A 22,151-nucleotide genomic window follows, 5' to 3' on the forward strand; every position below is an offset into this window, starting at 1 on the left:
ATCCTGACTGACATGCGCCTGCCTGCCGCCACCGCCATTTCGCTCCAGCGTCCGCAGACGCCGGAGCGTGCGCGTGTGGAGGAAGCGGCTCGCGGGCTGGAAAGCCAATTCGCGCAGATGCTCATCAAAAGCATGCGCAGCGCCACCCCGGGCGATCCGTTCGGCGGCGACAGTACCTACCGCGACATGTACGACCAGGCGCTGGCACGGGAACTGACCAAGGGTCGCGGCCTGGGCCTGCAACCGATGATCGTGCGCCAGCTGGGTGGCCGCAGTGCCGAGCCCGCCCTGCCCAGCGGCCCGCTGCCGCTGCGGCAACCCGCCGCCCCGCTGCCGTTGGCACCGGCGGATACGCCCTCGGGCCTGCCCCTGCCGGCAGGCCTGCGCGGCGGCGCATTGGCGCTGGCACCGGCCAGCAGCGGTGCGTCGATGGCCGCGTTGCCCGTCCCGCAGCCTCCCCTGCTGGCGGCGCAAAACATCTGCGACGAGAACACGCCGCTGGACTGCAGCAGCCCGGAAGCCTTTGCGCGCTCGATCTGGCCCCACGCCAAAAAAGCGGCGGCCGAACTGGGCGTGCCGGCCAAGGCGCTGGTGGCTCAGGCGGCACTGGAAACCGGCTGGGGCCGTCGGCTGGCCGGCCAGAACGGCCACGTGACTTCCCACAACCTGTTCGGCATCAAGGCCGGCGGCAGTTGGCGCGGCCAGCAGGTCAGTTCTGCCACCCACGAATACGTGGATGGCACGCGCGTCACCACCCGCGCAGCCTTCCGCAGCTACGACAACGCCGCCGACAGTTTCGCCGACTACACCCGCGTGCTGCAGAACCCGCGCTATGCGGAAGCGCGCGGCAGCGGCGGCGACGTGCACCACTTCGCCCGCGCGCTGCAACGCGCCGGCTACGCCACCGACCCGGCCTATGCCGCCAAGATCGTGGCCATCGCCGGTGGCGCCACCCTGCAACGTGCCTTGGCCGGGCTGGAGGGATAACCCATGTCATCCGGCATTCTCGGCACCGGCACCTCGGCACTGCTCGCCTTCCAGCGGGCGCTGTCCACCGTCAGCCACAACGTGGCCAACGCGGCCACCCCGGGCTATACCCGCGAGCGGGTGGAGTTGCAGGCGCGCCCCGGGCAAAGCGCGATGCTCAGCATCGGCCAGGGCGTGGATGTCAAACAATTGACCCGGTTGGCCGACGGGCTGGTGTTCGCACGCCAGAACGACAGCGCCGGTGAGCTGGGACGGCTGGACCAACTCTCGCAACTGGCCTCGCGCATGGATGGCCTGATGTCCGATTCGGCGACGTCGCTGGTGACACCGTGGTCCAGCTTCTTCAATGCCGCCAAGGGCGTCGTCGCCGACCCGGCCTCGGTGCCCGCGCGCAACCAGTTGCTGGCATCCAGCGACCAGATCGCCACCCGCTTCCGCACGCTGGATGCGCAGATGGCGAAGATGGACGATGACGTCAACCGCAGCATGACCAGCAAGATCGGGGACGCCAACCGCCTGGCGGGGGAAATTGCCGACCTCAACCGCAACATCATTTCCGCAGGCGGCAATGTCTCTTCCGACCTGCTGGATGCGCGCGACCAGCGCGTGCGCGACCTGTCGAAACTGGTGGGTGCCAACACCGTCATCCAGGACGATGGCTCGATGAACGTGTTCACCGCCGGCGGGCAACCGCTGGTGCTGGGCGTGCGCGCGTCCAACATGACCACCATGGCCGACCCCTACCAGCCCAACCGGCTGCAACTGGCGTTGAACACCCCCACTGGCGCGATGCGCCTGCCGGAAGGTACCGTCAGCGGCGAATTGGGCGGGCAGATGGAGTTCCGCAGCCGCGTGCTGGACCCGATGCGCGCGGAACTGGGGCGCATGGCCACCGCGTTCGCGCAATCGGCCAATGCCATCCAGAACCAGGGCATCGATTACAACGGCAACCCGGGTGCCGACCTGTTCGCCATTTCCGCCCCGCAGGTGGCTGCCCATGCCGCCAACACCGGCAGTGCCGCCGTCACCGCCGCACTGGACGACGTGGGCGCACTGACCGGCCAGAACCTGGTGCTGCGCTTCGATGGCAGCAACTGGGGAGCGATGCGCGCCGACACCGGCGAAGCCGTGGCGATGACGGGTACCGGCACCCTCGCCGATCCGTTCAAGGTGGGGGGCATGGCGATCAGCGTGGGGGGCAGCGCCGCCGCCGGCGACCGCTTCCTGCTCACCCCCACCGCCGGCAGCGCCGGCAACCTGCAAGTGGCGATCCACGATTCCACCGGGATTGCGGCGGCCGGCCCGCTGACCAGCAAGCCCGACACCGGCAACCTCGGCGACGCCAAGGTGGCCAGTTCGGCCATCACCGACGGCAGCCTGTTCTCGTCGTTCACGGGGGCCAGTCTCGATTTCATCGACGCCACCCACTACACCATCGACGGCAACGGCCCCTACACCTATACCCCGGGTGCGGCGATCAGCAACGGCGGCTGGACGCTGACCCTGCAAGGCACGCCGGTGGCCGGCGACTCCTTCACCCTGGGGCGCACCCCGCCGCGTTCATCCGACAATTCCAATGCGCGCCAACTGGCATCGCTGGACAGCAAGCGCGTGCTGGATGGCGCCACCACCGACCTGACCACCGGCATGACCCGCATGGCCAGCCGTGCTGGCGGCGAGGCCAACCATGCGCAGATGACGTTGGACGCACAGCAGGCCATCGACGACCAGGTCAACGCCGAGCGCGAATCGCTCAGCGGCGTGAACCTCGACGAAGAAGCCGCCGACATGATGCGCTACCAGCAGGCCTACCAGGCCGCAGCGCAAGTCATCGCCACCGCCGACACCATGTTCCAGACGCTGCTTTCGGTCGTGCGTCGCTGAGGCCCGCCATGACACTGCGCATCTCCACTGCCCAAATGCACTACAACGCGCTGGCCACCATGCGCGAACGGCAAAACGAAATCGGCAAGCTGCAACAGCAGATCGCCTCCGGGGTGAAGCTCACCCGTGGTGCCGACAACCCCACCGGCATCGCCGATGCGCAGCAGATCCAGCACGTACTGGCCAGCCTCGACCAGTTCGGCAGCAACAGCACCTTGCTGGGCGACCGCCTGCGGCAGCAGGAAAGTGCGCTCGCCGATGCCGGCGACCAGTTGCAACGCGCCCGCGACCTTGCCATCCAGGCCACCAACGGCACCCTCAACGACAAGGACCGCCACGCCATCGCGGTGGAGTTGCGTGGCCTGCGCGCAAGCATGTTGCAGGTGGCCAACCGCGACGACGGCCGCGGCCGGCAGTTGTTCGCCGGCACCCAGGACGGCGTGAAGCCGTTCTCGGATGCGTCCGGCAGCGTCAGCTACCTTGGCAACGACGGCCAGAACACGGTGGACGTGGCCCCGGACGTGGCCTTGGCCGATACCGACGCCGGCAGTCGCGTGTTCATGGACGTGACCACTGGCGATGGCATCAGCCGCGCCCGCGCCGCCGCCGGCAACACCGGCAGCGGCGTGCTGGATTCCACCCAGATCCTCAACTCCTCCACGTGGAACGGCGCCACCCTGCAACTGCGCTTCACTTCGTCCAGCAACTATGACGTGGTGGATGGCAGCGGCAACCCGCTGTCCCCGCCGGTCAGCGGCACGTGGACATCGGGCCAGGCGATCACCGCCCAGGGCGTGCAATTCGTGGTCACTGGCAACCCCGCCGCCGGCGACAGCTTCAAGCTGGAGCGCGCACCGAACCAGGATGTCTTCGCCACCCTGAAGCAACTGGCCGACGTGCTGGACACCCCCGGCAGCACCCCTGCCGATGTCGCCCGCCGCAGCAACGGCCTGCGGGCCGGGCTGGAAGACATCACCAGCGCCCAGCAACACCTGCTGGACGTGCGCTCGGAAACCGGCATCCGCAGCGCCAACCTCGACAGTGCCGACGCCATGCGCGGTGCCAATACCGTGGCCATGACCGACATCCTCTCCGGCCTGCGCGACACCGACCTCGCCGACGCGGTCAGCCGCCTGCAATACAACATGACCGCCCTCGACGCCGCCCAGCGGATGATGGCCAGGCTGCAAAGCAGCTCGCTGTTCGACAAGCTTTGATTCGGTGCCACAGCGCGAACCGCATCCCGCAGGATGCGGTTCGTCCACATCAGGCAGCCGCCAGCCGGAGCTTGCCGACCCCCTGCAAATCAACATGCTGCCGGGCCATCCAAAGATCATGCGCGTCCTGCATGGCCAACCAGCTCTCGGGGGAGCGACCGATCGCCTTGGAAAGGCGCAACGCCATCTCCGGGGTTACCCGGCTGGAGCCGTTGAGCACCCGGCTCAACGTGGAAGCGGCAACGCCAAGCTTCTCGGCAAGCTCCCGGCCGCTGATGTTGCTGGGTTCCAGATAGATGCCGGAAATGAATTCGCCCGGATGGGGAGGACTGTGCATGTTCATCAGTGATGGCCCTCGTAATCCAGCACGTACGTGTTTCCATCCTTGAACTCGAACGTGATGCGCCAGTTGCCATTGACGGTGATCGACCAACGCCCCTTCATTTCGCCTTTCAACGGATGCAGCCGAAAGCCGGGGATGTCCATGTCATCAATTGCCCGGGCCGTATCCAGCGCGGACAGTTGCAGCCTGATGCGTTTGACATGGTTCGCCTGAACACCAGAGGCATTGCCGGTCTCGAACAGCCGGCGCAGCCCTTTGTGGCGAAAGAATTTGATCATTTCACGACCGCATCATGTTGCGCATCACGCAACAACCGACCGGCCGCGCCGCCGTGAAGCTTACAGTGCAAACCGCTCCCGCAGGATGCGGTTCACCCGCGTCTGCCAGCCATCGCCGGTGGCTCGCAGCACCGCCAGCAGATCGGGGTCGAGGCGCAGTTTCACGGCCACTTTCGCGGCTTCGGACTTTGGCCGCCCACGCCCACGCTTGGCGAGTTCGGCGCGGGCTTCCTCGCGCGTCACCAACTGGTCGCCGATGCGCCACTCACCCTTTGGATCGGAAAACTCCTTTTCCGTCCAAACCGGCACGTCATCGGGATCAATCCATTCCGAATGCTTGAGCTTCGTGTTCATGCGCATACCTCATGCTGATGATGCGGCGAGCGTCGCCGCGTGGCGTCCATGCAATGAAGACCGCGCGACCGTACAGGATTCCAATGGTCTGGAAACGCGGCTCGCCATAATCCTTGCGGCTGTCTGACCGGGTGTAGTGCGTATTCGAGAACAACGCCCCGGCATCGGCAAAATCCAGCCCGCGCTCCAGCAGGGTCATGGCACGTTTCGCCGGGTCGAACTCGATATCCATGCAAATTAACGTACCCCCATTAATTTGCGTAGTCAAGGTGCGTACCATCGCCTGCTACGCTATTTTGCGGGCAAGTGGAACGATATTTGCTTGTCTGACGCATTGCCCGCGAAGCGAGATGCCATGGCCAGCCATCAGTCGATTGATATCCAACCCGAAGAAACGATCACGGTTTCCGAGCTGGGCACCGTCCTTGATCGTTTTTCGCGTATCAAGCTGCTGTCATTGGACTGTTTCGACACCATCCTTTGGCGCAAGGTGGCGCATCCAGCCGATGTGTTCTACACCTTGCAGGCATCGCCCGCATGGCAGGCGATCGGTCTGGATGCCCAGATGCGGGCGCTGTCGGAAACGATGGCGCGCAAATTGGCCACCGTCCGACGCGGCAGTTCCGAAGTGTCGCTGGAAGAAATCTGCAAGGCCACCGCCGACGGGTTGACGCCCGAGGCCATCGCGGCGTTGCAGGAAGCCGAGCTGCAGGCGGAAATCGATGCCTGCCGCGCACTGCCCGAGGCGGTGGCCTTGATTCGTGATGCCGCGCGTCGCGGGATCAAGGTGATGATCGTTTCCGACATGTACCTGCGCGAACCACAATTGCGCCGGTTGCTGCAAGCCTGCCTGCCCGAAGATGCCTACGCCGCCATCGGGCGGGTCGCGGTGTCATGTGATTACGACATGACCAAGGGCGGCGGGTTGATCAAACACCTCATCCAACGCTTCAACCTGCCGGCGGCCGGCATGTTGCACATCGGGGACAACCCGACCTCCGATTGGTTTGCCGCCCGCGCCGCCGGAATCCGGGGCCTGCACCTGCGGCACCTTCCCGCCGCGCTGGAATCCAGGCTTCAACACCAATCCACCGTGCTTCGCCTGCTCGAGCCGGATGTGCGCTCGCGCCGCCCGATGCCGGCCGGATACCACACCGTGCAAGCAGCGGTGGGTGCCCCTGTGGGCATCGATCAGGAAGTCGGCTACACCACGCTGGGGCCGATGATGCATGCCTTTGCCAGTTGGCTGCGCGATTGCAAACAGGCCAGCCTGGCGCAGGGCCGCAAGGTCAAAATGGCGTTCCTGCTGCGCGACGGCTACATGCCATGCGAGGCATACCGGGCACTCACCGGCGACATGGACGGCAAGCCGGTCTACATCTCCCGCTTCGCGGCATTCGCAGCATCTTTCCGCAATGCCGAGGACGTGGAGCGTTACCTGGCCATCTTCTCCAATACCAACATGTACGCGGCGCTGCTGAAACAGCTTGGCATCTGCGGTGACGAAGCCAAACGCATCATCGAGGCCGTCAAGAAGCACAAGCGACCGCAACAGGAACTCATTCGCCAAGTCCTGCTGCCCAAGCACCTGGAAATGATCACCACGCATTCGGCCGCATACCGCGCACGCCTGAAGACCTATCTGGAGAGCGAACTCGGCCTTGCCCGTGGCGATACGCTGGTATTCGTCGACCTGGGATATGTCGGCAACGCGCAGCGGGTGCTGGCCCCCATGATGCACGCCGAATGGGGAGTGGACCTGCATGGCTGGTATTTCATGTGCACCCCGATGGCCGGCACGGGTGCCACGCGGCTGGGCATGATCGATTCCACCCGCTACGACCCGCGCACCATTGCCACGCTGCTTCCGTTCGTGTCGCTGCTGGAAAGCCTCAGCACCACCAGCGCCGGCTCCGTTGTCGACTATGGCGAAGACGGCAGCCCGATCCTGTCGGAAAACGCCACCGGCAAGAAGCAGACCGAGAAGGTGGTTCGCATCCAGCAGCATGCCCTGGATTTCATCCGCCAGGCCGAAGCACGCTATGTCGCCGGCGACAAGCGCCCTTGCACCGATGATTTGCGCGATGCTGCGCTGGCGGAGTTCGCGCGCATGGTGTTCTTCCCCGACCGTGAAGAACTTGCGCATTACGACCAATTCGCGCTCGAACTCAACATGGGAACCGACCGCGTGGTGCGCCTGCATGACACCGATCGCAGCCTGGCCGAACTGCGCCGCCACGGCTTGTTCTATGCGGCACGCAACAATCTTGACCAACGCATCAACACCCCGCACGAACTGCGTCATGCCGGCCTGGAGATGACCCTGTCGATGCTGGCCTCCTATCGGTACGGGCTGCTGTTCCGTGCCGGCGACTGGACATTGCGCGCCGAGCCACTCACCGCATTGCTGCTGCGTGGGGAAAATGTGGCCCGCCTTCCGGTCAAGGCGGTCGCCACCTATGACGGTTGCTATCGCGTGCAGATCCCGCTGGGTACCGGCGACACCGACGTGGGCCTGCTGTTCGGGGATCGCCACCAATGGCTGCAACTGGTGGAGGCGCGGGTCCTGCGGCTGGGAGAGCTGGTGCTGGACAGCGACTTCGATGCCGGCACCGACGTGCGCAACGCATTGATCCTGGATGGCATGCAGGATCACGGCAACGGCCTGCTGGAATGCACCTCGAACTCCGCGTTGGTCATGTTGCCGGCGGGTACGGCCACGGCCGGACCGATCAAATTGGCGTTGGATATCGTGTTTCGGCCATTGGTGGGGTTGCCTTGATCATTTTCGGAAGCAATAACAACTGCCATCGCGTTCGACGCCGTGCAGAACTGCTGCATCCTGACAACAGGCCGCACTGCCGGTCACGGCATGGTGGGTGATGACAATCGACAGGATATTCCTTGCAAGCTGCTTTGCCTTTGCGGATCAGCGGTGCGCCGGCTTTTTCCGGAGATTGGGTGACGCACTGGAATCCCGCGGTATCCGGCTGGTCATGCTGGCGACACAAAAGGTCGCCGGCTTTCCATATCCCGTCCTCGACATTCCGTACTCCTTGTATGGCTTCAACGACCGCATCACCGAAGAATGCAGTGCGCCGTTCCATCCGGTTGCCCCCCTGCTGGCCGCAGAATATGCATGGTCAGGCTACTTGGGAACCACGGAACTTTGCTCCATGGCGACAGCCAGATGCGAATGGTTTTATCGCGGGGTAATCCATGATCTGAAACCTTTTGCGGCAATGCTGTGGAATACCACCCACCCGCACAGTCGGGTGGCGCGCAATGTCCTGCAGGTGCATGGCGTACCGGCATGGTGCATCGAGCGAGGGCAACTCGCCGGCTCCTACCAAGTGCAAATGGGTGAAGTGAATGCCTGGGATGACACCTTGGCCACATTTTCCCTGCATGCGGGATTGCAGGGCGACATGGAATATCAGGGCAAGGGGGCTTTCGAAGCCGCACGCGCACTGTCTACCAAAAACCCGGTCGACAGGTACCCTGTCGATGCTGCATCCCTAGCTGCATGGCCGCTTGCAGGGCACCGGTCGGTGCTGCTGCTTTCCAGCGCGATTGGATCATCCATCGAGCCCAGAGGGCAGCACTCCATTGATTTGAGTCAACCGATCTGGCGGTCGTTTCAGGATGCCATCGATGCGCTGGACGCACATCTTCCCGATAATTGCACCATCCTCTTTCGTGATCACCCCATCAATCGCCTGATTCTCGCGGAAAATCCTTTGCGAAAGCCCTCCCGGTTCATGGAGGCGGACAAGATTCCCATTGGCGATCTGATCAGTAGCGTTGATCGCGTGATCTGCGTCGGCACGACGACCTTGCAATACGAGGTCTTGCTGAGAGACAAACCATTGCTGGTTTTCGGGAACAGTCTTGCCGCTCGCGCAGGTGCGGCATACTCGTGCTTGAGCTCTGCCACCCTTAAGTCTGACATCGATTCCTGGCTGAATGATGTGGATGCGGCCAGCAAGCGCAGGAATGCACGTCATTTGATCGGCATCCTCTGCAACCGCCATCTCGTCCGGGAAGATGACCGCCACTCCCATATCCGCCACGGCATCGATCAACTGGCCGATTTCATCGCCGCACAAGCTCCGGCGATGTCCTCCTCCACCTAGGAGCGCCTGTCGTTTGCGTCGAACAACCTTCCAAGATGGCTCATCAGGAAACCTGCCACATGAAAGTCGTCGCTTTTCTCCCAGCCAAAGGCAGCAGTGACCGCATCGGCAACAAGAACGTCCGCCTGCTCGATGGCAAGCCCCTGTTCCTGCATGGCATCGACAAGCTACTTGCTTGCGACTTCATCGACGAGGTCTGCCTGGATACCGAGTCCGAGGACATTGCCGCGATGGTGGCCGACCGCGGCTGCAAGGTGCTGATGCGCGACCCCGCGCTTGCCAGCAACGCCACCGATGGCAACCGGCTGTTCATGAATCAGGTACGCCAGGTCGAGGCCGACATCTGCATCCAGATGCTTTGCACCAGCCCGTTCATTGAACCATCCACCATCCGCAAGGGCGTGGAAGAACTTTCCAAACCGGACTCACGACATGACTCTGCCGTCCTCGTGCGCAAGGACCGGCTCTATACATGGAAGGACGGGCGCCCGGTTTACGACATCGCCAACATCCCCAACAGCTTCACGCTGGAAGAAACCATCATCGAAACGATGGGGTTGTACATGGTGCGGCGCGATGCCGCCATGCAGCTGGAACGCCGGATCGGCGATTCCCCGTTCCTGCTTGAGGCAAGCCCGCTGGAAGCCATCGACGTGAACTGGCCAGAGGACTTCGCGCTTGCGGAGCTGATCGAGGCGGGCCGCCGCGAGCGTGACCGGGCGTTGCTGAACAACCTCAAGGGCCTGCTGTCCAGCCCGATGCTGTCCGACATCCTCGACGACCACGGCTACCCGAACCAGGTCATCCGCGGGCTGGCCCCCAATCTCCCCGATGTGCACATGCTGGGTCGCGCCAAGACGCTGCGCCTGCGCAAGCTTGCCGAGGGCGAGGATTTCCGTGGCATCTACAAGGCGCTGGACAGCTACGCCACCGTGGTTCCGAACGACGTCATCGTGGTCGAGAACGAAATCGGCGAATACGCATATTTCGGGGAATTGAACGCCAACCTCGCCATTCGCCGGGGTGCGGCAGGTGTCGTCGTCGGCGGGATGACGCGTGACAGCGCGGATGTCATCCGCCTGGGGTTGCCGGTTTTCGCACGCGGGTACTCCTGCCAGGACGTGCGCAAGCGCGCGACGCTGGACCACGTCAACAGGCCCATCGTCGTGGGCGGGGTGAAGGTGTGCCCCGAGGACCTGGTGTTCGGCGATCGGGAAGGTCTGGTGGTCATCCCGCGGCGGATCGAGCAGGCCGTCCTGGAGGACGCACTGCGCATCGCCACCAACGAAAAGCGCATCATCATCGACATCTCGGAAGGTGCCGACGTGGAAAAACTCACGCGCGAATACGGGTTCTTCTGAGCACGCGGAATCAGGGTCGGACGCCGCCGCAAGGCGGCGTTTTCGCATGTGGCGCGCACGTCGTCACACTTCGCACGTGGTCGGCGTCGGATTCGGCAGCTGCCAGCCTGGCCGTCCGCCGCCTTGACGGTTTCTTTAGGGGATGCACAGAAAAAATTTTATTTCTGCGCCATTGATCGCACTTCCGGATATTTCCCTCAAGGGCGCGCAGCCAGCGCCGTTACCTAGTCCAGCAGAGGAAAGGGCCACACAACGGCAACTTCTGCGGTAACCCCCGGCAGTGGCCCAGCCCGCCGGCCCCACTCCAGGAGAACGATCATGGCTAATAGCGTCAACACCAACATCATGTCGCTGAATGCTCAGCGCAACCTGTACACCAGCAGCCTGTCGCAGGCCACCACCATCCAGCGCCTGTCCTCGGGTCTGCGTGTCAACAGCGCCAAGGACGACGCCGCCGGCCTGGCCATCGCCGAGCGCATGAACGCGCAGATCCGCGGCAACAACGTGGCCATCCGCAATGCCAACGACGGCATTTCGCTGGCGCAGACCGCGGAAGGCGCGCTGGGCAAGATCGGCGATTCGTTGCAGCGCATGCGCGAGCTGGCCGTGCAGTCCGCCAACGCCACCAACAGCTCCGACGACCGCACCAACCTGCAGTCCGAGTTCACGCAGTTGCAGGAGGAAATTTCCCGCGTGGTCGGCGGCACCACCTTCAACGGCACCTCGTTGTTCACGGGTTCCACGTCGTTCTCCTTCCAGGTTGGTGCCGGCACCACCAGCAATGATGTGGTCTCCGTGGCCCGCAACCAGCTTTCCGGCGGTACTGCCGGCAGCACGGGCGGCCTCACCAGCAGCGATTCTGCCCAGGACGTGATCGCCACCGTAACCGCTTCCAGTGGTTCGAAAATCACCGGTACCGATGGCACCAACGCCACCAATGCCATCAAGGACATCGACGTGGCCCTGGACAAGCTGAATGCGGAGCGCGCCACTTACGGTGCGGCCCAGAACCGCTTCGACTCGGTGATCGGCAACCTGCAGATCACGGTGGAGAACGCATCGGCCGCCCGCAGTCGAATCATGGATACCGACTTCGCTGCCGAAACCGCATCGCTGACTCGTACGCAGATCCTGACCCAGGCCGGCACCGCCATGCTGGCCCAGGCCAACCAGGCTCCGCAGAGCGTCCTCAGCCTGCTGCGTTGATCCTCACGCTCCACCCGTCGGGGAGGCCGCACGCACGGCCTCCCTGCACGGCTTTCAAATGATGTGCCGCCATGTCCAGCATCGCGTCCGTCCATGCCTCGCCCGTCGAGGCCCGCCCCGCCCCGACCAGCGTTGCCGGGGCTTCGTCGCGGGCGGCGGTTGCCCTGTCCCAGGCCGCACCGGAACCAGCGAAACCCCCGGTCGAGGTTGCGCGCAACGATGCCGGCAAGGCCGCCGCCGAGGCCGCCATTGCAGCCAACCAGGCGCGCAGCGAACTGGCTGCCAAAGAGCTGCAAAAGCAGCTGGACGAAGCCATGGCCCAGTCCCGCACCCAGACATCCTTGCGGTTCCGCGTGGACGAAGATGTGAAGCGCATCGTGGTGTCGGTGGTCGACGAGAACGGCAAGACCATCATGCAGATTCCCGATGCCGCCGCCTTGGCGCTGGCCAAACGGCTGGCCGAGACCGGCAGCGGGTTGCTTGACCAGCACGCCTGAGCGGCGCAGGGTAGGCACGCTAACGGTATCGTTGACTCAAGCCACGGCCTGGGCTGCCGATAACCTTCACGAAGTCATTGGCGCCAAAGGCACGGCGACCAGAGGGAGGCAACATGGCCATCACCGCAACCGGCATCGGCTCCGGCCTGGATGTCAACAGCATCGTCTCGCAGCTGATGACGGCCGAGCGGGCCCCTGCGGACAAGCGACTGGATGCGGTCGACAAGGACATCAAGGCCCAGGTGTCCGCATTCGGCAGCCTGAGTTCCGCGTTGTCGGCGCTGGAAACCGCAATCAAGAAATTCGATGGCACCGGGTCACAGGCCGGCCGCAAGGCCACGATGGCCGATGGTGCCGGGTTTTCCGCCAGCGCCAGCAGCAGCGCCGCCCCCGGCCGCTACATGATCAGCGTCGAGAGCCTGGCCCAGGCGCATCGCCTGCAATCGGCCACGCTGGCCCGCAATGGCGACGGCAGCGCCGCCCAGTTGGGGTATGGCACGCTGGCCATCAGCGTGGGGGCAGGCACCCCCATCAACGTCAGCATCGGATCCGGAAGCGGCACCCTGGCCGACATCCGCAATGCCATCAACGCACAGGCCGGCGACAAGGTCGCGGCCACCGTGGTCAGTGGTGATGCCGGCGACGTGCTGTTCGTGACGTCCCGCATCAGCGGCACCGCCGGTGCCGTCACGATCGCCGCCAGCGGTGGCGATGGCGGACTGGCGGCACTGAACACCAGCGGTGGCACCATCACCACCAAGGACGCCGCACAGGATGCGCAGGTCGTCATCGATGGCATCACCCGCACCGCCAAGGGCAATACCATCAGCGATGCCATCAGCGGCATCACCCTGAACCTGTCCACGGCCAAGCCGGGCACCGCGTTCGCACTGGATGTGGCCGAAGACCCGGCTTCCCTGAAAACCACGCTCAATGGGTTCGTCACCGCCTACAACGCCGCCATCACCCAGATCCGCACGCTTTCCGCTGCGGGCGGGCAGGATGCGGTGGCCGGCCCGCTGAGTGGCGACGCCGCCCCGCGCTCGATCATGCAGACCTTGCGCAACACGATCGGCAATGGCTACCAGGGCTTGAGCACGTTGGGGCTGAAAACCGCCGTGGACGGCACCTTGACGCTGGATTCCAGCAAGCTCGACGCCGCGCTGGCGTCCGACCCCAACGCCGTGAAAAAGCTGTTCGGCGAAACCACCGATTTCGGCAAGGGTATGCGCGATGTGCTGCACAACTTCCTGGGGGACCAAGGCCTGTTGCCCAGTCGCCAGCAGGGCCTGACCGCCCGCAGCAAGGTGCTTGCCCGGCAGCGTACGGACCTTGATGCCCGCATGGATCGCCTGGAGGCGACCTATCGCCGCCAGTTCACCGCACTGGACACGATGATGTCGAAGTTGCAAGGCACTCAGAATTACGTCTCCCAACAACTGAGCCAGCTCAACAACAGCCGCTGAGACCGCCATGAACGCACGTGCCTCCGCCCAGCACTACCGCCAGACCGCCGTCCACAGCGCCGTGCTCGACGCCAGCCCGCACCGGCTGGTGGCCCTGATGCTGGCCGGCATCCGCGAACGCCTGCAACTGGCCGGTGCCTGCATGGCCGCCGGCGACATCCCGCGCAAGGGTCAGGCCATCAGCGAAGCCAGCATGATCATTGGGGAGTTGGATGGTTCATTGGACCACAAGGCGGGCGGTGACATCGCCGCCGGTTTGGCCTCCCTGTACGACTACGCCCAGCGTCGGCTGGTGGAAGCCAATCTTCATAACGATGCCGGGAAATTGCGCGAAATTGATGGCCTGATCGCCGAAATCCAGAGCGCCTGGCAAGCCATCGAGCCGGCCGCCACCCCATGACCGACTACGCCCCCGACGCCGTTCCCCAACTGCCGGCTGACGCCCTGCGGGAAGCGTTGGGCAAGGCCGACCTGGACGCGGCGCAGGCATTGCTGGATGCCCATGACCGCGCCGTGCGGCAGGCGCTGGGGCCGGACGCCCTGCCCGACCCCCGCCAGATGCAGGAATGGCAGCATCTGGCCGATGCCCACCAGGCCTTGCTGGATGAGCTGAGCGCATTGCGCGACCACGCCGCCGACCAGATCCGGATGCTGCAACGCCACCAGCGCGGGGCGCACGCCTACCTGCAGGCCATGGGATGAACCGCGACCAGGCCGACGCCGTGCTGTTCGGCGACGCGCTGGCCTGCGAGGAAACCCAGCGCAGTGCATTTTCCGCCCAGCCGGTGGATGCCGTGGCAGCGGAGGCTGCTTGCGCGCGCGCCGAGGCCTGCCTGCACGCCATCGCGGTAATCGAAGACAGCGGCAACGAGGATGACGAAAGCCCGCAGTCCCCGGCCTTGCGGCGCATCGAGGCCCGGCTGGAACTGCTGATGGCACTGGTGGGCGCATTGCGCCACCAAGGGCATGCCGATGCCGTGGTGCCGTTGCGCTGGTCGGCGGTGGGCGCGCGGATGCCGGTGGAAACGGCGTTGGCGGAAGGCAGCACCGGGATGTTCCGCACCCAGGCCGCCCCTTGGCTGGCCGAGCCCTTGGAATTGCCTGCCACCGTGATGGCCTGCCAGCCCGGCACCAATGGTGCGCTGCACCTGTGGCTGCGGTTCGGCCCGCTGACCGAAGGGGCGGTATCGGCACTGGAACGCCACCTGTTCCGCCAGCACCGGCGTGCCATTGCCGAACGCAGGCGTCACGCTTGAGGCGTCGGTCACGCTCCGAATCCACCGGTTCCCTGCTGGCGCGTCGGAAACTCGACATTTCCTGTTTTTTTCCCGATAGTGGCTGCGCGCAACTTGAAACGTTCCATCCGGGGGCACGGGATCTGACACGAGGGCAAGGATGAAGGCGAGCTTGCAGGCAAAGATGGGGCAGCAGATGACGCTGACCCCGCAACTGCTGCAGTCCATCCGCCTGCTGCAGGTCACCTCGTTGCAGCTCGGGCAGGAACTGCAGCAGGTCCTGGAGCGCAATCCGTTGCTGGAACAGGTGCCGGAGGACGATGCCCCCCCCGCACCGGATCCGTCCGAGGCCGCCACGCTGGAATCCGCCGCCTGGGACGAATTGCCGGAACCGATGTTTCTCTCGGGCGGCAGCTACGCGGGCGATGCCGACGACGACCCCACCGCCCGGATTGCCGCTGGCGAATCCAGCGACCCGCGCCAGCGCCTGCTGCAGCAGATGCAATTGCGCTGCACGCCGGAAGAGCTGGCGATGGCGGCGTGGTGGCTGGATGCCTGCGACGACCGCGGCTACCTGGAAGATGCCCCCGGGCCGCTGGCACGCCAGGGGGAGCAGGCGCTGGGCATCCCCGCCGCCACCCTGCTGGCCGCGCGCGAACGCCTGCTGCTGGCGGGGGAATGGCCGGGGATGGCCGCCGCCGACCCCGGCGAATGCCTGCACGCGCAGCTGCGGGCCCTGCCCGCCAGCCCTGCCCGCACGCTGGCGCTGGACATCGTGGCCCACCACCTCGACATGCTGGCACGCCATGACCTGGGGGCATTGGCTGCACGCCTGTCGGCCCCGGCGGAGGCCGTGGCGGCCGCCATCACCCTGATCCTGTCGCTGCAACCGCACCCGGTGGAACAGCCGCCGGAGCCGGAGCCGGCCTTCATCGTCCCCGATGTCATCGCCTGGCGCGCCGCCGGTGGCTGGCAAGTGCGACTGAATCATCGCAGCACCCCGCGCCTGCGGCTGTGCGCCTATGCCGAGCAGGCCGCCGGCCATGCCGGCATGCGTGAACTGCTGGACGAGGCGCGCTGGATGCTGCGCAGCCTGGGCATGCGCAACGACACCCTGCTGAAGACCGCGCGGGTGCTGGTGGCGCGCCAGCAGGGGTTCCTGGAGCGCGGCGAGGAGGCCATCGCCCCGCTGACCCTGAAAGAAGTGGCCGAGGAGATCGGCGTGCACGAATCCACCGTTTCGCGCATCACCACCGGCAAGTACATCCAGACCCCGCGCGGCACGCTGGAGCTCAAGCGGCTGTTCGCGGTGCGGCTGGAAGGCGCGGAGGTCTCGGGTGCGGCGATCAAGGCGATGGTGCGGCGCCTGATCGACGATGAACCCGCGCACGCGCCGCTGGCCGACGACGTGATCGCCGCGATGCTGGCCAGGCAGGGCATCCGCGTGGCGCGCCGTACCGTGGCCAAGTATCGTGAGCAGTTGGCCATCGCACCGGCACGGCAACGCCGCCGTGAACAGGGACAACGGCTGCGGCTGGGATGATTTTCGTATGGGGCTGGACATGCTGAACACGATCAAGGTGCTGTTGGTGGACGACCACGAGGGCTTCATCAACGCGGTGCTGCGCCACATGCGCAAGCACCCGTGGATCGACATCGTCGGCACCGCCGGCAACGGCATCGAGGCGGTGTCCCGCTCCGAAACCCTGCGCCCCGACGTGGTGCTGATGGACCTGGCCATGCCGGAAATGGGCGGCCTGCAGGCCACCCGCCTGATCAAGGCGCAGGACGCCCCGCCATTCGTGGCCATCGTCAGCCATTTCGATGACAGCGAGCATCGCGAACACGCACTGCGCGCCGGCAGCGATGCCTTCGTCAGCAAGCTCAACTACATGCAGGAAGTGCTGCCGCTGCTGGAGCGGCTGGCCGCGTCGGGCGGCACGCACGAGGGCGACGCATGAGCGAATCGCGCATCCTGCTGGTCGACGCCGACGAAGCCCGCACCGAGCGGTTGGCCACCCTGCTCGATTTCATGGATTTCACGCCGCGCATCGTGGTGGATGCGGCCGACATCGACGTCGGCAAGTCGCGCGCCAGCGACTGGGTGGCGGTGATCGCCGGCGACGTCGGCGATGCCAAGGCCTGGGATGCCTTCACCCATTGGCTGTCGCGGCAACCGCTGCACCCGCCGGTGATCATGCTGCCGGACCAGTCCGGCGACGCCGGCTGGCGCAAGCACCTGCACCCGGAAATGGTCTGGGCGCTGGGCTACCCGATCCGCCGCAATGAGCTGCAGGACGTGCTGCGTCGGGCCAGCATCAAGCGGATGGACGACGATGCCCGCCGCGAACTCCCGCAGATCGGTCCCACCGGCCGCAGCGCGGCGGTGCTGCGGCTGAACCGGATGATCGACCAGGTGGCCCGCTTCGACACCACCGTGCTGGTGCTGGGCGAATCGGGCACTGGCAAGGAAGTGGCTGCGCGCGCCATCCACGCGCGCTCGCCGCGCAAGGACAAGCCGTTCGTTGCCATCAACTGCGGCGCGATCCCGCCCGACCTGCTGGAAAGCGAGCTGTTCGGCCACGAGAAGGGCGCGTTCACCGGCGCGCTGACCCAGCGCAAGGGGCGCTTCGAGATGGCCGAGGGCGGTACCCTGCTGCTGGACGAGATCGGCGACATGCCGATGGCGATGCAGGTCAAGCTGCTGCGGGTGCTGCAGGAGCGCGTGTTCGAACGGGTGGGCGGCGGTGCGCCGATCCAGTGCGACGTGCGCGTGGTGGCGGCCACCCACCGCAACCTCGAAAACCATATCGCCGAAGGCAAGTTCCGCGAAGACCTGTTCTACCGGCTCAACGTCTTCCCCATCGAAATGCCCGCGCTGCGCGAGCGCAGCGACGACCTGCCCGACCTGGTGACCGCCATCACCCGCCAGCTGGCCGACGCCGGACGCGGCCGGGTGACGTTGACCGACGACGCCATCGCCGCGCTCCAGCATTACAGCTGGCCCGGAAACGTGCGCGAATTGAGCAACCTGCTGGAACGCCTGGCGGTGCTCAACCCCGACGGCCGGGTGGGCGTCGCCGAGCTGCCGGCCCGCTACCGTGCCGCACTGCCCGAGGACTTCCACGTCGAGCCGCCGCTGCCGCCCCCCAGCCTGCCGGCCCCGGCCCCGCGTGCGCCGGTCGATCCCGCCAACCTGTCGCCGCTGGTTTCCCTGCCTGCCGGCGGGCTGGACCTGCGCCAGCACATTGCCGACATCGAAAACGAACTGATCCGCCAGGCCCTGCAGCAGGCCGGCGGGGTGGTGGCCCATGCGGCTCCCCTGCTGGGCCTGCGCCGCACCACGTTGCTGGAAAAGCTGCGCAAGTACGGCATCGAGCGCGGTACCGAAACCGCGACCGAAGAAGGCAGCGGGACGCCCTGACACGGAATTTTGACGCGGCATCGGCACGGAACTTGCCTATAGGACGGCAGGCCCTTTCCCTCCGATGCCGAGATGACCGACGCCATCAGCTCGATCCTCTCCCAGATCCGCGCCCACGAGCTGCGGACGCAGGGCAGCCTTGGCCCGGCGTCGGCAGCCGGTGACGCCCGTCCTTCCAATGCCATCGGCACCGCACAACCGGCGGCCCCCAGTTTCCAGCAAACCTTGAGCAACGCCATCGATGGCGTCAGCAAGGCCCAGAACGACGCCGGAGCCCTGCAACAGGCCTTCGAAGTCGGCGATCCGCGCGCCGACCTGGCCCGGGTGATGGTGGCCATGCAGCACTCGCAGGTGGCCTTCAAGGCCGCGGTGGAGGTGCGCAACCGCCTGGTCCAGGCTTACCAAGAGGTCATGAACATGCCGATCTGACGGGCCGCGCCCGCCGCTGCACCACGTTCCACCTGATGCCAGAAACCTCCCGCCAGACCCCACGCACAACCGGCCAAGATCTACGTCATGAGCGTCATCGCCCTCCCCAAGACCCCCAACGACCTGAAGAAGCTGGGCCGCCTGCAGGACATCCCGCTGGTGCGCCAATTGCTGACCCTGGGCACGGTGGCCGCCGCCATCGCCCTGGGCCTGTGGCTGTTCTTCTGGACGCAGAAACCGGCCTACACGCCGCTGCCGGGGCTGGATGCCAAGACCTCGGCCGAGGCCCGCGACCTGCTGCGCACGGCCCAGGTGCCGTTCAAGATCGACCCCGCCAGCGGCCTGCTCACCGTGCCGGAAGACAAGTTGGGCGAGGCGCGCATGGCCTTGGCCGGTGCCGGCTTGGGCGGTGGTGACGGCAAGGGATTCGAATCGATGGAGGGCGACCAGGGCTTTGGCACCAGCCAGTTCGTGGAAACCGCCCGCTACCAGCACGCGCTGGAAACCGAGCTGGGCCGCACGATCGCCAACCTGCGCCCGGTGCGCGAGGCGCGCGTGCACTTGGCCCTGCCGCGGCCCTCGGCCTTCACCCGCCAGCGCGAGCCGGCCACCGCCTCGGTGGTGCTGATGCTGCAAAGCGGTGCCAGCCTCGAATCCGGCCAGGTCGATGCCATCGTGCACCTGGTTTCCTCGTCCATCCCCGACTTGCCGGCCGACAAAGTCACCGTGGTCGACCAGTTCGGTCGCCTGCTCTCCACCTCGGACCCGGACAGCGACGCCGCCATCAGCGCCAAGCAATACGAGCAACAGCGCCGCCAGGAAACCGCCTTCGCGCAGCGCATCCAGTCCCTGCTGGAACCGATCACCGGCCCCGGCAAAGTGCGCGCGCAAGTCAGCGTGGACATGGATTTCGCCCAGACCGAGGAAGCGCGCGAGGTGTACGGCCCGCAGGCCGGCCTGGTGCGCAGCGAACAGGTGTCCGAATCCGGCAATTCACTGGCCGCCACCAACACCACCGATGCCACCGGCACCGGCGGCGCCGCGCAGGGCGTGCCGGGCAGCGCCAGCAATACGCCGCCGGCCAATGCCACGCCTGCCGCCGGCAATGCCTCCGCCGCCAATACCTCCAACACCGCCAATACCCGCAATGCGGTGCGCAATTACGAAATCGACCGCACCCTCACCCACACCCGCCAGGCGCCCTCGCGCATCCGCCGCGTCACCGCCGCCGTGCTGGTGGACAACATCGCCGGCGCACCGGGCAAGAACGGCAAGGTGACCGAGCGCGCCCTCAGTGCGCAGGAAATCCAGCGCATGCAGGCACTGGTGGAGCAGGCCATCGGCTTCGATGCCAAGCGCGGCGATGCGGTCAGCGTGGTCAACTCCCCGTTCGCCCGCCAGCCGGTGGAGCCCGAGGCGTCCACTCCGTTCTGGGAAGACCCGCGCGCCCGCGACCTGCTGCGCACCTTGATGGGCGGATTGGCGGTGCTGCTGGTGGTGTGGTTCGTGCTGCGGCCGGCGTTCCGTTCGATCACCACCCCGCGCGTGGCAGTTCAGGCGCACGAGGATGTACCGGAGGCGCAGATCCTGGCGCAGGATGGCCACTCGCCCCTGCCGGCGGCACTGACCCAGGAACACCACCCGGGCCGGGTGTCACTGGACGACAAACTGCAAACGGCACGGGCCGCCGTGAGCAGCGATTCCAAGCGGGTGGCCGCCGTGGTTCGTGACCTGGTGAATTCCGATGGCTGAAGTCTATGCCCTGTCCGGTGTGCAACGCGCCGCCGTGGTGTTGCTCTCGCTGGGTGAGCAGCAGGCCGCCGAAGTGCTCAAGCACATGGGCGCGAAGGAAGTGCAGAAGCTGGGCGTGGCGATGACCTCGGTCGGCAGTGTGTCGCGCGACGAGGTGGAAAAGGTGATCGACGAGTTCGTCGACACGCTGGAGCGCCCCAGCCTGGGCAGCGGTGCCGACGAGTACGTGCGTGCGGTGCTGGTGCAGGCGCTGGGCGAAGACCGTGCCAGCAGCCTGATCGACCGCATCCTGATGGGCAGGAACACCACCGGCCTGGACACCCTGAAGTGGATGGAGCCGCGCGCCATCGCCGACCTGGTCCGCAACGAGCACCCGCAGATCATCGCCATCGTGCTGTCGCACCTGGATGGCGATCAGGCCGCCGAAGCGATGAAATTCCTGCCCGACCGCACCCGCGCCGACGTGCTGGTACGCATCGCCACCCTCGACGGCATCCCGCCGCACGCGCTCAACGAGCTCAACGACGTGATGGCCAAGCAGTTCGCCGGCAACCAGAACCTGAAATCGTCCTCCATCGGCGGCGTGAAGGTGGCGGCCAATATCCTCAACTTCATGGATGGCGGGATGGATGAAACCATCCTCGGCGACATCGCGCAGATCGACGAGGCGCTGACCGGCAAGATCCGCGACTTGATGTTCGTGTTCGACAACCTCGCCGAGATCGACGATCGCGCCATGCAGACGGTGTTGCGCGAAGTGGCCGCCGACAAGCTGGCACTGGCATTGCGCGGTGCCGACAGCAAGGTCAAGGACAAGATCATCGGCAACATGTCGCAGCGCGCCGCCGAGATGCTGGTGGAAGACATGGAGGCACGCGGCCCGGTGCGACTGGCGGAAGTGGAAGCCGCGCAGAAGGAAATCCTGGCCATCGTGCGCAAGCTGTCCGAAGACGGCACCATCCAGTTGGCCGCCAAGGCCGAGGTCTTCGTATGAGCACCACCGTGCGCTGGGCCGCCCCGGAACTGGCGCCCCCGCCGCCGGCGGAGGCCCTGCGCGGCCTGCCCAGCGTGGAGGAGTTGGAGGCCATCGAGGAGGCCGCGCGCGCCGAAGGCCTTGCACGCGGACATGCCGAGGGGGTCGCCACCGGGCAAGCCGAAATCCGCCGCATCATCGCCCAGATGGAGGGCATCCTCGACGCCTTCACCCGCCCGCTGGCGCGGCTGGATGCCGAGGTCGGCGATGCGCTGGGGGACCTGGCCGTACGCATCGCCGGTGCCCTGCTGGGGCAAAGCTACGCCGCCGACCCGCAACTGCTGGAAGCGCTGGTGCGTGAAGCATTGGAGATCGCCGGCAACGACAGCCGGCTGGTGGAACTGCGCCTGCACCCGGACGATCTGGGGCTGCTCGCGCCGCAACTGTCCAACCTCGAAGGCGTGCGGCTGGTGGCCGACACCAACCTGGCCCGTGGCGACCTGCGCGTGCATGCCGACAGCGTGCGCATCGACGGCAGTCTGTCGGCGCGCCTGAACGCCGCTTTGCAGGCGATTGCATCGGGAAAAAAGAAATGAACCGCGGCCCGTT

The 22,151-nt window shown here is 66.0% G+C and carries 23 protein-coding genes; 19 read left to right on the top strand and 4 right to left on the bottom strand.

Features of this window, described 5'->3' with window-relative positions:
• The first annotated feature begins 12 nt into the window (after positions 1–12).
• Genes flgJ through flgL form a run of 3 tightly spaced genes read left to right on the top strand, consistent with a single transcriptional unit; the run spans position 13 to position 4,088 of the window.
• Positions 13–987: a flagellar assembly peptidoglycan hydrolase FlgJ gene (flgJ, locus tag ACE3OK_RS10940; protein WP_374249574.1), complete on the top strand. Its 975-nt coding sequence runs from the start codon at positions 13–15 to the stop codon at positions 985–987.
• Positions 988–990: 3 nt separating this feature from the next.
• Positions 991–2,871, top strand: coding sequence for a flagellar hook-associated protein FlgK (gene flgK / locus ACE3OK_RS10945; protein WP_374249575.1), 1,881 nt, complete (start codon positions 991–993; stop codon positions 2,869–2,871).
• Positions 2,872–2,879: 8 nt separating this feature from the next.
• A complete protein-coding gene (flgL, locus tag ACE3OK_RS10950; protein WP_374249576.1) occupies positions 2,880–4,088 on the top strand; it encodes a flagellar hook-associated protein FlgL in 1,209 nt (402 codons plus the stop codon).
• A 49-nt stretch (positions 4,089–4,137) separates the two neighbouring features.
• Here flgL and ACE3OK_RS10955 read toward each other — a convergent pair whose 3' ends face one another.
• Genes ACE3OK_RS10955 through ACE3OK_RS10970 form a run of 4 tightly spaced genes read right to left on the bottom strand, consistent with a single transcriptional unit; the run spans position 4,138 to position 5,295 of the window.
• Entirely contained in the window at positions 4,138–4,431 is a 294-nt protein-coding gene (locus tag ACE3OK_RS10955; RefSeq protein ID WP_374249577.1) for a HigA family addiction module antitoxin, read from the bottom strand.
• Positions 4,431–4,709: a type II toxin-antitoxin system RelE/ParE family toxin gene (locus tag ACE3OK_RS10960; protein ID WP_374249578.1), complete on the bottom strand. Its 279-nt coding sequence runs from the start codon at positions 4,707–4,709 to the stop codon at positions 4,431–4,433. Before ACE3OK_RS10960 ends, ACE3OK_RS10955 begins: the two co-directional genes overlap by 1 nt.
• A gap of 60 nt (positions 4,710–4,769) precedes the next feature.
• Positions 4,770–5,063: a BrnA antitoxin family protein gene (locus tag ACE3OK_RS10965; protein ID WP_374249579.1), complete on the bottom strand. Its 294-nt coding sequence runs from the start codon at positions 5,061–5,063 to the stop codon at positions 4,770–4,772.
• Complete coding sequence (locus ACE3OK_RS10970) at positions 5,029–5,295, bottom strand: BrnT family toxin (protein ID WP_374249580.1); 267 nt, start codon at positions 5,293–5,295, stop codon at positions 5,029–5,031. Before ACE3OK_RS10970 ends, ACE3OK_RS10965 begins: the two co-directional genes overlap by 35 nt.
• A 123-nt stretch (positions 5,296–5,418) precedes the next feature.
• On the opposite strand from ACE3OK_RS10970, the gene ACE3OK_RS10975 reads away from it, so the two are divergent.
• The 16 genes from ACE3OK_RS10975 to ACE3OK_RS11050 all read left to right on the top strand — a co-directional run bounded on the left by ACE3OK_RS10975 (position 5,419) and on the right by ACE3OK_RS11050 (position 22,138).
• Positions 5,419–7,845: an HAD family hydrolase gene (locus ACE3OK_RS10975; RefSeq protein WP_374249581.1), complete on the top strand. Its 2,427-nt coding sequence runs from the start codon at positions 5,419–5,421 to the stop codon at positions 7,843–7,845.
• A gap of 100 nt (positions 7,846–7,945) precedes the next feature.
• Complete coding sequence (locus tag ACE3OK_RS10980) at positions 7,946–9,199, top strand: hypothetical protein (protein WP_374249582.1); 1,254 nt, start codon at positions 7,946–7,948, stop codon at positions 9,197–9,199.
• A gap of 59 nt (positions 9,200–9,258) precedes the next feature.
• Entirely contained in the window at positions 9,259–10,560 is a 1,302-nt protein-coding gene (locus tag ACE3OK_RS10985) for a cytidylyltransferase domain-containing protein (RefSeq protein WP_374249583.1), read from the top strand.
• Positions 10,561–10,878: 318 nt separating this feature from the next.
• Positions 10,879–11,766, top strand: a complete 888-nt coding sequence (locus ACE3OK_RS10990; RefSeq protein ID WP_374249584.1) for a flagellin — start codon at positions 10,879–10,881, stop codon at positions 11,764–11,766.
• 71 nt (positions 11,767–11,837) lie between these two features.
• Positions 11,838–12,263: a flagellar protein FlaG gene (locus ACE3OK_RS10995; protein WP_374249585.1), complete on the top strand. Its 426-nt coding sequence runs from the start codon at positions 11,838–11,840 to the stop codon at positions 12,261–12,263.
• Between the two features lie 113 nt (positions 12,264–12,376).
• Positions 12,377–13,729 carry a flagellar filament capping protein FliD gene (fliD, locus tag ACE3OK_RS11000; protein ID WP_374249586.1) on the top strand — a complete coding sequence of 451 codons (1,353 nt, stop codon included), beginning with the start codon at positions 12,377–12,379 and terminating at the stop codon, positions 13,727–13,729.
• 7 nt (positions 13,730–13,736) lie between these two features.
• The gene (gene fliS, locus ACE3OK_RS11005) at positions 13,737–14,129 is read left to right on the top strand and encodes a flagellar export chaperone FliS (protein ID WP_374249587.1); all 393 of its coding nucleotides are present in this window, start codon (positions 13,737–13,739) and stop codon (positions 14,127–14,129) included.
• Positions 14,126–14,431, top strand: a complete 306-nt coding sequence (locus tag ACE3OK_RS11010) for a hypothetical protein (RefSeq protein ID WP_374249588.1) — start codon at positions 14,126–14,128, stop codon at positions 14,429–14,431. Before fliS ends, ACE3OK_RS11010 begins: the two co-directional genes overlap by 4 nt.
• Positions 14,428–14,985, top strand: a complete 558-nt coding sequence (locus ACE3OK_RS11015; protein ID WP_374249589.1) for a PilZ domain-containing protein — start codon at positions 14,428–14,430, stop codon at positions 14,983–14,985. Before ACE3OK_RS11010 ends, ACE3OK_RS11015 begins: the two co-directional genes overlap by 4 nt.
• Before the next feature lie 139 nt (positions 14,986–15,124).
• Positions 15,125–16,507, top strand: coding sequence for an RNA polymerase factor sigma-54 (rpoN, locus tag ACE3OK_RS11020; protein WP_374249590.1), 1,383 nt, complete (start codon positions 15,125–15,127; stop codon positions 16,505–16,507).
• Between the two features lie 19 nt (positions 16,508–16,526).
• A complete protein-coding gene (locus tag ACE3OK_RS11025; RefSeq protein WP_374249591.1) occupies positions 16,527–16,925 on the top strand; it encodes a response regulator transcription factor in 399 nt (132 codons plus the stop codon).
• Positions 16,922–18,388, top strand: coding sequence for a sigma-54 dependent transcriptional regulator (locus ACE3OK_RS11030; RefSeq protein ID WP_374249592.1), 1,467 nt, complete (start codon positions 16,922–16,924; stop codon positions 18,386–18,388). Before ACE3OK_RS11025 ends, ACE3OK_RS11030 begins: the two co-directional genes overlap by 4 nt.
• A gap of 72 nt (positions 18,389–18,460) precedes the next feature.
• Positions 18,461–18,817, top strand: coding sequence for a flagellar hook-basal body complex protein FliE (gene fliE, locus ACE3OK_RS11035; protein ID WP_374249593.1), 357 nt, complete (start codon positions 18,461–18,463; stop codon positions 18,815–18,817).
• Positions 18,818–18,904: 87 nt separating this feature from the next.
• Positions 18,905–20,569 carry a flagellar basal-body MS-ring/collar protein FliF gene (gene fliF, locus ACE3OK_RS11040; protein WP_374249594.1) on the top strand — a complete coding sequence of 555 codons (1,665 nt, stop codon included), beginning with the start codon at positions 18,905–18,907 and terminating at the stop codon, positions 20,567–20,569.
• A 10-nt stretch (positions 20,570–20,579) separates the two neighbouring features.
• Complete coding sequence (fliG, locus tag ACE3OK_RS11045; protein ID WP_374249619.1) at positions 20,580–21,563, top strand: flagellar motor switch protein FliG; 984 nt, start codon at positions 20,580–20,582, stop codon at positions 21,561–21,563.
• Positions 21,560–22,138, top strand: coding sequence for a FliH/SctL family protein (locus tag ACE3OK_RS11050; RefSeq protein ID WP_374249595.1), 579 nt, complete (start codon positions 21,560–21,562; stop codon positions 22,136–22,138). Before fliG ends, ACE3OK_RS11050 begins: the two co-directional genes overlap by 4 nt.
• Positions 22,139–22,151 lie beyond the last annotated feature (13 nt).

The organism is Thermomonas sp., from assembly GCF_041905325.1.
In the GTDB taxonomy this organism is placed as follows: domain Bacteria; phylum Pseudomonadota; class Gammaproteobacteria; order Xanthomonadales; family Xanthomonadaceae; genus Thermomonas.

Bases quoted from the DNA above. Each gene is read 5' to 3' on its own strand.
- ACE3OK_RS10990 (WP_374249584.1), top strand. From the start codon at position 10,879: ATGGCTAATAGCGTCAACACCAACATCATGTCGCTGAATGCTCAGCGC.
- flgL (WP_374249576.1), top strand. From the start codon at position 2,880: ATGACACTGCGCATCTCCACTGCCCAAATGCACTACAACGCGCTGGCC.
- flgK (WP_374249575.1), top strand. From the start codon at position 991: ATGTCATCCGGCATTCTCGGCACCGGCACCTCGGCACTGCTCGCCTTC.
- ACE3OK_RS10975 (WP_374249581.1), top strand. From the start codon at position 5,419: ATGGCCAGCCATCAGTCGATTGATATCCAACCCGAAGAAACGATCACG.
- flgJ (WP_374249574.1), top strand. From the start codon at position 13: ATGCGCCTGCCTGCCGCCACCGCCATTTCGCTCCAGCGTCCGCAGACG.
- ACE3OK_RS10970 (WP_374249580.1), bottom strand. From the start codon at position 5,295: ATGGATATCGAGTTCGACCCGGCGAAACGTGCCATGACCCTGCTGGAG.
- fliE (WP_374249593.1), top strand. From the start codon at position 18,461: ATGACCGACGCCATCAGCTCGATCCTCTCCCAGATCCGCGCCCACGAG.
- ACE3OK_RS11030 (WP_374249592.1), top strand. From the start codon at position 16,922: ATGAGCGAATCGCGCATCCTGCTGGTCGACGCCGACGAAGCCCGCACC.
- rpoN (WP_374249590.1), top strand. From the start codon at position 15,125: ATGAAGGCGAGCTTGCAGGCAAAGATGGGGCAGCAGATGACGCTGACC.
- ACE3OK_RS10965 (WP_374249579.1), bottom strand. From the start codon at position 5,063: ATGAACACGAAGCTCAAGCATTCGGAATGGATTGATCCCGATGACGTG.
- ACE3OK_RS11015 (WP_374249589.1), top strand. From the start codon at position 14,428: ATGAACCGCGACCAGGCCGACGCCGTGCTGTTCGGCGACGCGCTGGCC.
- fliS (WP_374249587.1), top strand. From the start codon at position 13,737: ATGAACGCACGTGCCTCCGCCCAGCACTACCGCCAGACCGCCGTCCAC.
- ACE3OK_RS10955 (WP_374249577.1), bottom strand. From the start codon at position 4,431: ATGAACATGCACAGTCCTCCCCATCCGGGCGAATTCATTTCCGGCATC.
- fliF (WP_374249594.1), top strand. From the start codon at position 18,905: ATGAGCGTCATCGCCCTCCCCAAGACCCCCAACGACCTGAAGAAGCTG.
- fliD (WP_374249586.1), top strand. From the start codon at position 12,377: ATGGCCATCACCGCAACCGGCATCGGCTCCGGCCTGGATGTCAACAGC.
- ACE3OK_RS11050 (WP_374249595.1), top strand. From the start codon at position 21,560: ATGAGCACCACCGTGCGCTGGGCCGCCCCGGAACTGGCGCCCCCGCCG.
- ACE3OK_RS10980 (WP_374249582.1), top strand. From the start codon at position 7,946: ATGACAATCGACAGGATATTCCTTGCAAGCTGCTTTGCCTTTGCGGAT.
- ACE3OK_RS10960 (WP_374249578.1), bottom strand. From the start codon at position 4,709: ATGATCAAATTCTTTCGCCACAAAGGGCTGCGCCGGCTGTTCGAGACC.
- ACE3OK_RS11025 (WP_374249591.1), top strand. From the start codon at position 16,527: ATGCTGAACACGATCAAGGTGCTGTTGGTGGACGACCACGAGGGCTTC.
- ACE3OK_RS11010 (WP_374249588.1), top strand. From the start codon at position 14,126: ATGACCGACTACGCCCCCGACGCCGTTCCCCAACTGCCGGCTGACGCC.
- ACE3OK_RS10995 (WP_374249585.1), top strand. From the start codon at position 11,838: ATGTCCAGCATCGCGTCCGTCCATGCCTCGCCCGTCGAGGCCCGCCCC.
- ACE3OK_RS10985 (WP_374249583.1), top strand. From the start codon at position 9,259: ATGAAAGTCGTCGCTTTTCTCCCAGCCAAAGGCAGCAGTGACCGCATC.